The organism is Nocardia sp. NPDC059229 (assembly GCF_042754165.1).
In the GTDB taxonomy this organism is placed as follows: Bacteria; Actinomycetota; Actinomycetes; order Mycobacteriales; family Mycobacteriaceae; genus Nocardia.
This window is the reverse complement of the sequence record NZ_JBHZAK010000054.1, coordinates 1-11,891: the sequence shown is the minus strand read 5'-3', so window position 1 is coordinate 11,891 and position 11,891 is coordinate 1. Positions and strand designations below refer to the sequence as shown.

Here is an 11,891-nt window from a genome sequence, read left to right as displayed (position 1 = left end):
GCATGGTCACGCTGGCGACGACGCCGCCAGCATCAAGCCCGGTCATCGCACTACCGACGGCGCGGCCACCCACTCACCTGAGTGCAGTTGCAGTATTAGGGGCGACGACCGGGTGAGCTGAGGCTCACCCGGTCGTTCTCGCCTAGCGCCTTGTCCGTGAAAGTCGATGCGGTATTCAGGCGGCGGCGATTGCTGCGGTTCTCGGAAAGCTATGTGCGCCAAGTAATCTGACAAACGGTGCCGAACCGGCGGATCACTGGTGTGAGCGTGCTGCTGCTTTCTGGTATCGGGCCAGCAACTCCGGCGACGGGTCTGCGGAAAAGGTGCGGGTTGTGGCCAGTGGCCAGGCAGGGGGCTGCGGGGCCGACGACATCACCCACGCGGCTTGGCGAGCGGCTCCTGCGGCGACGTATTCACCTGGAACGGGCACATCGACGGGCACCCCGAACACCGCCGGCGCGATGGCGCACACGGCTGCCGAGCGTGCAGCGCCACCGGTCAGCGTGACCCGGTCGACGGGCACCGAACCACGACGGAACACGTCGGCAGCAGCGGCGGTCACGCACAACAGCGACTCCACCGCCGCCCGGGCGATGTTCTCCCGGGTCATCGACTCCATCGTCATGCCGTACAAGGAGCCGGTGGCGTGAGGAAGATTCGGCGTCCGTTCGCCTTCCAGGTAGGGCACCTGCACCAGCCCGCCCGCGCCGGGTGCGGCCGTCAGCGCCAACGCCGACAGCTCGTCGAGATCCACGCCGAGGACGGTGGCAGTAGCCTCGAGGATCCTGGCGGCGTTGAGCGTGCACACCAGTGGAAGGAAACGACCGGTAGCGTCGGCGAAGCCCGCCACCGTGCCGGACGGGTCCCGGACCGGCGTGGTCGTGACGGCGGCGATCACGCCCGAGGTACCCAGCGAGAGCATCACCTCACCGGCGTGCAGTCCCAAGCCCAGCGCTGCGCCGGCGTTGTCGCCGCACCCGGGCCCGACGATCATCTCCGACCGGCCCAGCGCAGGGTCGGAGGTGCCCGCGGGCGCCGTCGGCGCCGCGACCGCCGGCAACACGATGCCCTGCGCGTGGGTCTGGCTGTACCGCAAGGCCATTGCCAGCAGCTCACGCCGGTAGACACCGGACACCGGATCGAAATAGCCGGTGCCCGACGCTTCGCTGCGGTCGGTGACCAGGTCGTCGAGCGACCTCGCACCGCGCAACCGCCAGGTGAGCCAATCATGGGGCAATGCGATCGCTGCGATACGGGCGGCGTTGGCGGACTCGTGGTCGGCGAGCCAGCGCAGTTTCGTGATGGTCAGCGACGCGACCGGTGCGGTGCCGACGGCGTCGACCCAGCGCCGCACACCCGTGTCGTGATCGCCGTCGCCCATTTCGTGAACAAGGTCGCGTGCGGCAGCAGCGGATCGGGTGTCGTTCCACAGCAACGCCGGACGGATCACCGCACCGCGGGCGTCCAGGCAGACGAGTCCGTGCTGCTGCCCGCCGACCGAGACCGCGGCCACGTCGTCGAGGCCGCCGGCCTGCTGTATCGCCGATTGCAGTGCCTGCCACCAATATTCGGGATCGACCTCGGTGCCGGGCGGGTGCGGGGCGGCACCCGAGCGCACCGGCCGGCCGCTGTCGGCGTCGCGGATGACAACCTTGCAGGATTGGGTCGAGGAATCGACCCCAGCCACCAGTGTCATGGCCTCATCCGATCACATGCTCGACGGCGAGCTGGTGCAAGCGCACGAAACCGTAGTCGCGCGTCGCGGCGGTGTCGGGGTCGAACAGCTGGTCTCGGGCCGCCGCGAACGCCTGCACCGATTCACCCTCGTCCAGTGTCGGCTGGGCGAGGTCGAACACCCCGGCGTGTGTCATCGCCTCCTGCACGCGAGAGTCGGCCCGGAATGCGCGGGCCTTGTCGGCCAGCATCAGGTACGTCGACATGTTCGCTCGTGCCGATTCCCACACCCCGGGCATGTATTCGGTGCGTGAGGGTTTGTAGTCGAAGTGCCGGGCCCCGGTGTAGCGCGGGCCGTCGGGGTAGCCGGGGAACCCGTTCTCGAGCAGGTCCACGGTGAAGAACGCCGACATCAAATCGCCGTGGCCGAAGACCAGGTCCTGGTCGTATTTCGCGCCGCGCTGCCCGTTGAGGTCGATGTGGAACAGCTTGCCGCTCCACAGCGCCTGCCCGATCGCGTGGGTGTAGTTGAGTCCGGCCATCTGCTCGTGGCCGGTCTCGGGGTTGACCCCGACGAGATCGGCATGGTCGAGCTCCGCGATCAGCGCGAGGGCGTGTCCCACGGTCGGCAGCAGGATGTCGCCGCGCGGTTCGTTGGGTTTCGGCTCCAACGCGATGCGCACGTCGTATCCCTGCGCCTCGATGTAGGCCGCGACGGTGTCGATGCCCTCCTTGTACCGTTCGAGCGCGGCGTAGAGGTCCTTGGATCCGTCGTATTCGCTGCCCTCACGGCCGCCCCACATGACGAAGGTGGTGGCATCGACCTGTCCGGCCAGATCGACCGCGTGCAGGATCTTCCGCAACGCGAAACGGCGGACCGCCCGGTCGTTGGCGCACAGTCCACCCTCCTTGAAGACCGGATGGGTGAAGGTGTTGGTGGTGACCATCTCGATTGCCAGACCAGCGCGATCGGCCGCGTCCTTCACCCGGGCGACCCGCTGCTGCTGAATGGCCTCGTCGGCGTCGAATGGGTAGATGTCGTTGTCGTGGAAGCTGATTGCCCACGCCCCGAGCTGGGCCAGCCCGTCGACGTAGTCCCACGGAGCCAGTGTCGGACGGGTCGCGGCACCGAACGGATCGGTGCCGCTCCAGCCGACTGTCCACAGTCCGAACGAGAACCTGTCCTGCGGGGTGGGTTGGCGGGACATCGCGCGATCCTCTCATTTGTTTAGCCGATGAACTTAATTGTCCGGTGGGTTACGGTCAATCCGTGAATCGAGGTTCTTCGCTGGCCGGACGCACCGCGCCGACAAGTGCCCGCCAGACATCGCTCCGGGCGGCGAACTTGGCGTTGGTGCTGACCACGGTGCTGCGGAACCCGGCGGGTGTGTCGCGCGCGAGTATCGCGTCGGCAACCGGTATGACCCGAGCCACCGCGTCTCGCCTGGTCGACGAGCTGGTCGCCGGTGGCATCCTCGCCGAGCTGCCGCGCGCGGCCGCACCGGGCCGCGGACGGCCGGCGACGCCGATCATCGCCGCAAGTCGGCTCATCGCCCTAGGGCTGCAGGTGGATACGAATCGTTTGACCGCTCGAGCGGTCACGTTGTCCGGGGAGATCGCCGGCGAACGCAGCGAGATCGGCGACTGGCGAAACAGCCGGCCCGCCGCCTGCTTGGCCCGACTCGGCGAGCTCAGCACAGAACTGATTACAGCGCTGGCCGACGACGTGCGAGTCGTCGGGGTCGGCTTGGCGCTGCCCGGGGTCGTGCGCGCCGACACCGCCACCCTCATGACCGCACCGAATCTGGGGTGGCCCGAAGTGCGTCCCGAGGAGTTCATCGCTGCCGGGGCACGCGCCGGGTTGTCGGTGCGAGTCGGCAACGAGGCGGATCTGGCCGCCCGGGCAGCGGCCGAATACGCTCCCGGCCGCCCCGGGGCGGTCCGGGACTTCTTCTACGTGTCCGGCGATACCGGTATCGGCGGGGCGGCGGTGATCGACGGCAAGGTGATGGCCGGGCCATACGGGGGCAGCGGCGAAATCGGGCATGTCACCGTCGATCCCGGCGGCGGTGCCTGCGCGTGTGGTTCCACGGGCTGTCTCGAGTTGTACGCCGGCAGGCAGGCACTCGTTGCCGCCGCCGGATTGCCCGCCGGCACCGGCATAGCCGAGCTCGCCGCTCACGCGGTCGCGGGGAACGCCGCAGTTCTGCACTCCCTCGAGCGTGCCGCATGGGCTCTCGGTATCGCGCTGGCGGCGGCGATCAATATTCTCGGCATACCGGTCATCGTGCTCGGCGGGCATTTGGCAGCGCTGGCCGATTTCCTACTGCCCCCGCTCATCTCACACCTCCACAGCCGCGTGGTAGCGGCACGGTGGATTGCCCCGCGAGTCGAGGTTGCCCGACCGGATTCGGCGCCCGGCGCAACCGGTGCCGCCTATCTGGCCTTGGAGGAACTGATCCACGACCCGGCAGGCTGGATCCCAGAGCGAGCAACCGACGGCACCGGCTAGCTCGGCAGCGCCGCCGAGCTGTGCTGGCGGATCAACTCGGCCACCGCTCGGCAATTCGCATCGATGAAGAAGTGACCGCCCGGAAATGATTGCGCGGCAAAGCTTCCGGAGGTGTGTGCGCTCCACGCCTGGATGTCCGCGAAACTCGCATCGGGGTCGCGGTCGCCGACCAGTGCGACGATGGGGGACGTGACCATTGCGTCCGTCGTGCACGCGTAGGTCTCGATGGCTCGGTAGTCGTTCCTGACGATCGACAGGATCAATTCCCGAAAGTCGGGATCCTCGAGCAATACCGCGGGCGTACCGCCGATTTGAAGCAATTGTTCGCACAGTTCTCGATCGCCGAGCAGATGCACGCGCCCGGTTTGTGTCGCCGACGGAGCGCAGCGGCCGGAAGCGAACAGCACTGTCGCCGTTGCCCCTACCTCATCCTCCAGCCGCCTGCACGCCTCGAAGGCCACAACGGATCCCATGCTGTGGCCGAACACCGAAAAATTCTCGGCATCCCCGACCGCCTCGATCACCTCGGGAAGCAAGCCGTCGACCAACCCTGAAATATCGCCCACGAGCCGTTCGTGCCTTCTGTCCTGCCGTCCCGGATATTGAACGGCGAGAACGTCGAACTCCGAACCGACGGACTCGGCCAATGGTCCGAAAGAGAGGGCGGATCCGCCGGCGTGGGGAAAGCAGACCAACTTGTGGGAGCCTTTCCTCGGTGCAGGGGACAGGTGACGCAGCCAGCTATTGCCCATAGGGTGGAGAGCCTTTCCTCGGATTCAACATCCGAACGGTACCGTGCAAAGGGCTCGAGCCGGGTGCGGGGGAGCGTCAGGGCTGTTGTGGCGCAGGGGAATCCGTAGGGGCGCGGCGGAACGGGGCGGCCACGTCGGGGCGCAGGGGGAGCGCGGTGGCCGATTCGCGGCGGCGGAGGGCCTCGGTGGCCTCGGGCTCGTTGTTGGCCGTCAGGCGGTAGACGGCGCGTTCGAGGATCGGAAGGACTTCGGAGACCCGGAGGGTGCCGTCGGCGCATTGGCCGAGCAGGGAGAAGGTCATGTTGGAGAGGACGGCGGCGATGTCCTCGAGGTAGCGGGGCTCGGCGCCGGCGAGCACAGCCGCGGCGATGGGGAGGACGGCGTCCAGGCCGTGATTGTCGAGGCGTTGGTTGGCCGGACCGATGCGGGCCCGGTGGTAGGCCTCGAGCATGATCGGGTGGCGTTCCCAGGGGTCGAAGACGTGGCGGATGACGCGGAGCAGGCCGTCGCGGATGGATTCGCCGGGGGGCGGGGATTCCATCGGGATGTAGGTGTTGTCCTCCATCCAGGCTTCGATGGCGGAGACGAGCAACTCGTCGCGCGTGGGGAAGAGCTTGTAGATGGTGGTGAGCGAGACGCGGGCGCGGCGCGCGACTTCGCGCAGCTGGACGGCGTCGTAGCCGTCGGATTCGAGCAGGGTGCGGACCTCGAGCAGGATCCGTGCCCGTAATGCCTCTTCCGTCTCCTTGGCCATGGAGTTACAGTAACGCCGTTACTTGAGTAACCGGGTTACTCGTCGAGTCTGCACGAACCTTCCAAGGTGTCCAATGCCAGATATCTCGCGTCGCTCCCTGCTGTCCGGAGCAGCCGCCACCGCTGCTCTGCTCGCGACCGCGCCGGTCGCCCGCGCAGGAATCGCCGCCCGGGTCCAGCGGGTGGAGCTCACCCGAGAAGATCATCGGGTCATCGTCATCGGCTCGGGTTTCGGTGGCGGCGTCACCGCCCTGCGCCTGGCCGAAGCCGGCGTCCAGGTGCTGCTGCTCGAGCGCGGACTGCGCTGGCCCACCGGACCGAACGCGCAGACCTTCCCGCATGCCACCGCACCGGACAAGCGCATGCTGTGGCATCGCTCGAGTCCCGAATTGTTCGGCAAGCCGGTGGCTTTCGACAAATACACCGGTCTCGTGGAGGCGGTGCCGGGGCAGAACATGACCGCCCTGTGCGCGGCGGGTCTGGGCGGTGGATCGCTTGTCTACCAGGGCATGTCGCTGCAGCCCACGGAGGCGGTCTTCAGCGCTCATTTCCCGGACGGACTCGACTGGGCATCCCTGAATTCCGTCTACTACCCCCGCGTCGCCCGCATGCTCGGTCTGGCCGTGGCCCCGACGAACTGATCAACACGCCGAACTACACCGCCGCAAGGGTTTTCGCCGATCACGTCCGCCGCGCCGGTCTGCCGCTGTCGAAGATTCCCATGCCCATCGACTGGAACTTCGCACTCGCCGAACTCCGCGGCGAGATGGCCCCCTCCTACACCAACGGTGACGGGGCCATGGGCGTCAACAATGGCGGCAAGCACTCGGTCGACGTCACCTATATCGCCGCCGCCGAGGCCACCGGCCGCGTCACCGTCGAGACTCTGCACGAGGTCACCGACATCGAGCGCGCGCCGGACGGCCGCTGGGTCGTGCACGTGAACCGCACCGATACCGCGGGCACGGTGCTGGAGAACAAGATCCTCACCACCAATGCCCTGGTCATGGCCGCGGGCAGCCCCAATACCACCCGTCTGCTGGTGCGCGCGGGGGCCAGGGGCCAGATCCCCGATATCCCGGACGATCTCGGCCGCGGGTGGGGCACCAATGCCGACCGCATCTACGTCTGGTCCGCTCCCACCGAGGAATTCGGCCCCGCCCAGGGCGGTCCCGTTGTCTACGGCAGCCTGAATTGGGATGACCCGGACAACGCGCACACCGTCATCCAGGCGTCCATTCCGCCGCTGTCGATGGACGCGCACAGCACCATGATGGTCGGCTACGGTCTCAGCACCGGCCGCGGCGAGTTCCGCTACGACTCGGCCACCGACGCCGCGACCCTGTACTGGCCCGCCGACGGCGATGCCGCCATCCAGGACAACCACATCGGCCCCGCGGTGCAACGCATTGCCGGACCGTCGAGCGCGCTGCTCGACACCAATCTCGCATTCCCCTCCACCTGGCATCCGCTGGGCGGCGCGAGCATGGGCACGGTGTGCGACCTGGACGGCCGCGTCCACGGCCAGCCCGGCCTGTACGTCCTCGACGGCGCGCTCATGCCCGGCAACACCGCCGCCTGCAACCCGTCGATGACCATCGCGGCCCTGGCCGAACGCGCCCTGGACCACTTGGTGGCCACCGATGTGGGGCAGGCGATTTAACCTTGCCCAGGGACGCGCCGCACCGACCTCGGCCCGACTTCCTGCGGTCCGCATGCAGATTGCGGCGACACCGCAGGTCTGCCGACAATCCGGGCGGTGGCGTTTTCGCGAAGGTGTTAAATCTCGATCGGACTCCGGGTGGCGTTCGAAAGTGCTGGCGACGTGGCGTTTTCGGCGGGCGACGGGGGTGGGGCCGGGGAGATGCCAGTGATCGAGCCGCTGGGGGCGGGCGAGCCGGGTGTGGTCGGGCGGTATCGGCTGCTGGGGTACTCGGCAAGGGCAGACCGAATTGGGCGGTCCGACTCGCGGCGTCGAGCATCCGCCTACGCACCGTGCGGTCCTGCCCGAACGCTGACCCGGCGCGCACAGCCGGCGCACAGGTCTCACAGCTGACCCATAGCTTCGGTACAGCTTCGGCCCAGTGATCTCCCCGACGCTGTAACAATGTCAGTTCTGACCTCGGGAAACACCCCGATCGAGCGCTCCGTCATGCGTCGTGCCGACGGCAGCCCCGTCAGCGTGCTGGTGGTGGACGACGAACCGGCGCTGGCCGAATTGCTCGCCCTGGCCCTCCGTTACGAAGGCTGGACCGTCGGCACCGCCGGGGATGGGCGCACGGCCGTCGCCAGGGCGCGCGAATTGCGGCCCGATGTGGTCGTGCTCGATGTGATGCTGCCCGATATGACCGGTCTCGAGGTGCTCGACCGGCTGCGCCACCTGCTCCCGGATCTGCCGGTCCTGCTGCTGACCGCCAAGGATTCGGTCGAGGACCGGATCGCCGGCTTCACCGCGGGCGGCGACGACTACGTCACCAAGCCCTTCAGCATCGACGAGGTGGTGCTGCGGCTGCGGGCGCTGCTGCGGCGCGCGGGCATCGCGAGCGAGGACAGCGGCTCGCGGCTGGTGGTCGGCGATCTGATGCTCGACGAGGACAGTCACGAGGTCACCCGCGACGGCGTCGACATCGCACTGACCTCAACGGAATTCGAGCTGCTGCGGCTGTTCATGCGCAATCCCCGCCGGGTACTGAGCAAGGCGCAGATCCTGGACCGGGTCTGGAGCTACGACTTCGGCGGCCGGTCCAACATCGTCGAACTGTATGTCTCCTATCTGCGTAAGAAGATCGACAGCGGCCGCGCGCCGATGATCCACACACTGCGAGGTGCGGGCTATGTCCTCAAGCCGGCTCACTGAGTCCACGCAGGAGCTCGGCGAATCCGAGCTCGGTCCCTCCACGAACGAGCGGGGTGAGTCCATGAATCGACGCGATGAGCCCGTGAACGAGCTCCCCGTGCCCTCGGGCCGGCCCGCCGAGCCGAGGCCGCGCCGCCGCTGGTCGCTGCGCAGGCGGCTGCTGGTCGGACAGGTGGTGCTGCTGGTGGTCGTGGTCGCGGGCATCGGCATCGCGACCGAGCTTGCGCTGCAACAGTTCCTGGTGCACCAGGTGGACGTCGGCCTGACGGAGACGACAGAGCATGCCCTCGGCGACGTGGGTGGCGGTCCCAGCCTCGGCCCGCCGCCGGACCAGCACAAGGCCCCCGGCCCGCCGCCCCCGACAGGCGAGTCGTCCGGTCCGGGACCGGAATTCCTGAATCGCCGCAGCATCCAACCGGATACGGTCGGTGCGCTCGTGGACCGCGACCACTCGGTGAGCGCGGGCCGCGTCGGCAACGACGGCGTGCAGTCCGCCCTGTCGGAGTCGGCCCGCAAGCAGCTGGCCGCCGTGACTCCCGGTAAGCCCGTTTCGATGGATATCGAGGGTCAGGGCCACTATCGCGTGCTCGCCGAGACCACCTGGTCGGGCAAGACGGTGATCACCGGTCTGCCACTGGACTCGGTCGACGCCACCCTCATGCGGGTGCTCCTGATCCTGCTGATCGCCACCGCCGTGGTCCTGGTGGTGGCGACCTCCGCGGGCATCTGGCTCATCCGGCGCGCCCTGACCCCGCTGGATCGGGTCGCCGCCACCGCCGCGCGGGTCGCGGACCTGCGGCTGGATCGCGGGGAAGTGACGCTGCCCGTGCGGGTTCCGGTCGCCGACGCCGACGCCCGCACCGAGGTCGGACAACTCGGCATGGCCATCAACCGCATGCTCGACCACATCGCGGGCGCGCTGGAGGCCCGGCACGCCAGCGAGACCCGGATCCGGCGGTTCCTGGCCGACGCCAGCCACGAACTGCGCACCCCGCTGTCCTCCATCCGCGGCTACGCGGAACTGGCGCTGCGGGAACGGGATACGCTGCCGCCGGTGGTCGCACACGCCATGAGCCGCGTCGACTCCGAGTCCCGGCGCATGACGACCCTGGTGGAGGACATGCTGCTGCTGGCCCGCCTGGACGCCGGGCGCGGGATCGAGCACGCGCCGGTGGATCTGACCCGCCTCACCGTGGACGCGGTCAGTGACGCCCACATCGCCGGCCCGGATCTGCAGTGGGCGCTGGAATTACCGCCCGAGCCGATCGTGGTCACCGGCGACACGGCCCGCCTGCACCAGGTGCTGGCCAACCTGCTCGCCAATGCGCGGGTGCACACTGGACCCGGTACCCGGGTTACCACCGCCCTGGCCGAGGACGGCCGGGGCGGGGCGATCTGGCGGGTCACCGACGATGGACCGGGCATCCCCACGGAACTGCAGCCGGAGGTCTTCGAACGCTTCGCTCGCGGTGATTCGTCGCGCTCGCGACGCGCCGGCAGCACCGGGCTCGGCCTGTCCATCGTGGCGGCGGTGGTGAAGGCGCACGGCGGCGCCATCGCCGTCGAAAGTCGTCCCGGCCGCACCGAATTCACCGTGCGCCTGCCCGCCGCGGGCTGAGCGCACGGCGGCGGTCAGCCCGCGGCGGTGACGGTCAGCCGAAGGAGCCGGTCGGCGGCTGCGGCTGGGCCTGCGGCTCGGGCTGGGGCTGCGGCTGATCCGGGCCGCGATCCTGGTCGCCCTGCCGGTCGTGCCGATCCTGGTCGCCGGGGCGGTCGTGGCGGTCCTGGTTGTCGCCGCCGCGATCGTGATTCCAATCGGGGTCGGCGATCTGGCTGACCACCGGAATCCCGGAGTCGGTGGTGGCGGCCGAGGCGGGGATGGCCAGCGCGGCCACCGGCACCGCGGCGAGCGCACCGGCCACGGCGATGCGGGCGGTCACGCGGCGCAGGCGGGACAGGGTCACAGACGAGGATTTCAACGCGCAGAACCTTTCTCGGAGGGACGGCGGGCCGACCGGCCTGCCGTGACTCCTATCCAAAAGCCCCTATGTGGGCGGGCCATGGGTCCGACCTATGTGCCAGCTGGGAATCCGAGCCGGTGCCGCGCCACAGTAGGCTGAGCCGCGTGGGACGACCGGACGCAGCACACACCGCCCCCGCCAGCCAGAGCGGCGCACCCATGCAATTCGTCGCGGACCTGCGCGATATCGCCACCCCCGACCCGGATTCACGCCGTCTCACCGATCCCGGACACGCCGCCGAACTGGTGGCGGCCGAGACCCGGGACCGGCTGCGCGCGGTGTTCGAGGCCATGCCCGCCGACCCGGTCATCCTGCTGTCCGGCGGAGTCGACTCGATCTTCCTGGCCGCCACCGCTGTTGCCCTGGGCCGTCGCCCGCACGCTCTCACCGTGCTGACCGCCGACGGCACCGACCGCGCCAACGCCACGGCCGCCGCCACCGCCCTCGGCCTGCCGCACGACATCGTCGAACTGGACGGGCCCGCCGTGGCGGTGTTGGCACGGGAATCGCTGGAGCGCCTGAAAGTGCCCGAGCTGTGGGAGGTTTCGTACGCCGTCCCGATGCTCGCCATCCAGCCGGTCCTGGACCGCCTCGGCGTCACCGGCCCGATTCTGACCGGCAGCGGCGCGGACGCCGTCTTCGCGGGCGGCAAAACCCTTGTGCACCCGATCGATTCACCCGAGGCCACCGCGGAACTCGACCGCATCACCCGCACGGAATCCGCCCACAACTTCACCGTCGACCGGCTCGTCCCGGACTTCTATCCCCGCATCCTGGGCGACCGCGCCGACCATATCGTGCACGTCTTCCAAACCGTCCGCTTCTGGGAACTCGCCCAAACTCTCGCGCCCCCAGCACTGTTCGGTCTGCACGATGGAGCCCCCGCCGACAAGCTGTGCGTCCGCATCGCCTGCGAACGGCTGCTGCCCGAATCGGCCCGCTCCCTGGCGTGGGCCAAGAAGTCCGCCATCCAGCGCTCGGCAGGCATCATGGGTGCGCTGGCCGAGGCCGCCCGCGCGTACGCCGCCGACTTCCCGGGCGCACGCACCTACTCCGATCCCGGCACCGAACCCTTCGACGCCGTGGCCACCCGCCTCTACCTCGCGCTTCTCCTGCGCGACTAGGTTCTGTCTCGAAGTGTTGAGGGCGGGCCTGTGGCCCGTGAACTCAACTGTGTCGGAGCCACTGATTGATGACAGCGATATGGATCGTGGCCTGGTAGCGGACAGCGAGTTTGTCGAACCGGGTAGCCACTGCCCGATGCTGTTTGAGCTGGTTGATGCCCCGCTCGACGGCGTTGCGGTCCCGGTAGACCACCGGGT

At 68.9% G+C, this 11,891-nt stretch carries 9 protein-coding genes and 1 pseudogene; 5 read left to right on the top strand and 5 right to left on the bottom strand.

All coding sequences use genetic code 11. From position 1 onward, the window contains the following. Positions 1 to 253 precede the first annotated feature (253 nt). Both ACFXHE_RS43685 and xylA read right to left on the bottom strand, forming a co-directional pair. A complete protein-coding gene (locus tag ACFXHE_RS43685) occupies positions 254 to 1,696 on the bottom strand; it encodes a xylulokinase (protein WP_379391619.1) in 1,443 nt (480 codons plus the stop codon). A gap of 4 nt (positions 1,697 to 1,700) precedes the next feature. Then, positions 1,701 to 2,882 (bottom strand): xylose isomerase, encoded by a 1,182-nt coding sequence (xylA, locus tag ACFXHE_RS43680; protein ID WP_379391617.1) that lies wholly within the window; start codon positions 2,880 to 2,882, stop codon positions 1,701 to 1,703. 62 nt (positions 2,883 to 2,944) lie between these two features. Between xylA and ACFXHE_RS43675 the strand changes: the two genes are divergently transcribed. After that, positions 2,945 to 4,186, top strand: coding sequence for an ROK family protein (locus ACFXHE_RS43675; protein WP_379391615.1), 1,242 nt, complete (start codon positions 2,945 to 2,947; stop codon positions 4,184 to 4,186). Here ACFXHE_RS43675 and ACFXHE_RS43670 read toward each other — a convergent pair. Together ACFXHE_RS43670 and ACFXHE_RS43665 are read right to left on the bottom strand one after the other, a co-directional pair. Then, on the bottom strand, positions 4,183 to 4,938 hold the full coding sequence (locus tag ACFXHE_RS43670; protein WP_379391613.1) for a thioesterase II family protein: 756 nt from the start codon (positions 4,936 to 4,938) through the stop codon (positions 4,183 to 4,185). The two genes, ACFXHE_RS43675 and ACFXHE_RS43670, sit on opposite strands and share 4 nt — an antisense overlap. Positions 4,939 to 5,014: 76 nt before the next feature. After that, a complete protein-coding gene (locus ACFXHE_RS43665; protein WP_379391611.1) occupies positions 5,015 to 5,692 on the bottom strand; it encodes a TetR family transcriptional regulator in 678 nt (225 codons plus the stop codon). A gap of 73 nt (positions 5,693 to 5,765) precedes the next feature. Between ACFXHE_RS43665 and ACFXHE_RS43660 the strand changes: the two are divergent. From ACFXHE_RS43660 to ACFXHE_RS43650, 3 genes and pseudogenes are all read left to right on the top strand, one after another. Then, positions 5,766 to 7,354: pseudogene (locus ACFXHE_RS43660) on the top strand (GMC oxidoreductase). 489 nt (positions 7,355 to 7,843) lie between these two features. After that, a complete protein-coding gene (locus ACFXHE_RS43655; protein ID WP_379391621.1) occupies positions 7,844 to 8,548 on the top strand; it encodes a response regulator transcription factor in 705 nt (234 codons plus the stop codon). Between the two features lie 61 nt (positions 8,549 to 8,609). Next, a complete protein-coding gene (locus tag ACFXHE_RS43650) occupies positions 8,610 to 10,166 on the top strand; it encodes a sensor histidine kinase (RefSeq protein ID WP_379391609.1) in 1,557 nt (518 codons plus the stop codon). Between the two features lie 34 nt (positions 10,167 to 10,200). Here ACFXHE_RS43650 and ACFXHE_RS43645 read toward each other — a convergent pair whose 3' ends face one another. Next, positions 10,201 to 10,527, bottom strand: coding sequence for a hypothetical protein (locus ACFXHE_RS43645; RefSeq protein ID WP_379391607.1), 327 nt, complete (start codon positions 10,525 to 10,527; stop codon positions 10,201 to 10,203). Positions 10,528 to 10,673: 146 nt separating this feature from the next. Here ACFXHE_RS43645 and ACFXHE_RS43640 point away from each other — a divergent pair, with 146 nt between their 5' ends. Beyond that, complete coding sequence (locus ACFXHE_RS43640; RefSeq protein ID WP_379391605.1) at positions 10,674 to 11,693, top strand: asparagine synthase-related protein; 1,020 nt, start codon at positions 10,674 to 10,676, stop codon at positions 11,691 to 11,693. Positions 11,694 to 11,891: the final 198 nt, after the last annotated feature.

Excerpts from the sequence above, each read along its gene's own strand:
- ACFXHE_RS43685 (WP_379391619.1), bottom strand. The coding sequence starts at position 1,696 with ATGACACTGGTGGCTGGGGTCGATTCCTCGACCCAATCCTGCAAGGTT.
- xylA (WP_379391617.1), bottom strand. The coding sequence starts at position 2,882 with ATGTCCCGCCAACCCACCCCGCAGGACAGGTTCTCGTTCGGACTGTGG.
- ACFXHE_RS43670 (WP_379391613.1), bottom strand. The coding sequence starts at position 4,938 with ATGGGCAATAGCTGGCTGCGTCACCTGTCCCCTGCACCGAGGAAAGGC.
- ACFXHE_RS43665 (WP_379391611.1), bottom strand. The coding sequence starts at position 5,692 with ATGGCCAAGGAGACGGAAGAGGCATTACGGGCACGGATCCTGCTCGAG.
- ACFXHE_RS43655 (WP_379391621.1), top strand. The coding sequence starts at position 7,844 with ATGCGTCGTGCCGACGGCAGCCCCGTCAGCGTGCTGGTGGTGGACGAC.
- ACFXHE_RS43650 (WP_379391609.1), top strand. The coding sequence starts at position 8,610 with ATGAATCGACGCGATGAGCCCGTGAACGAGCTCCCCGTGCCCTCGGGC.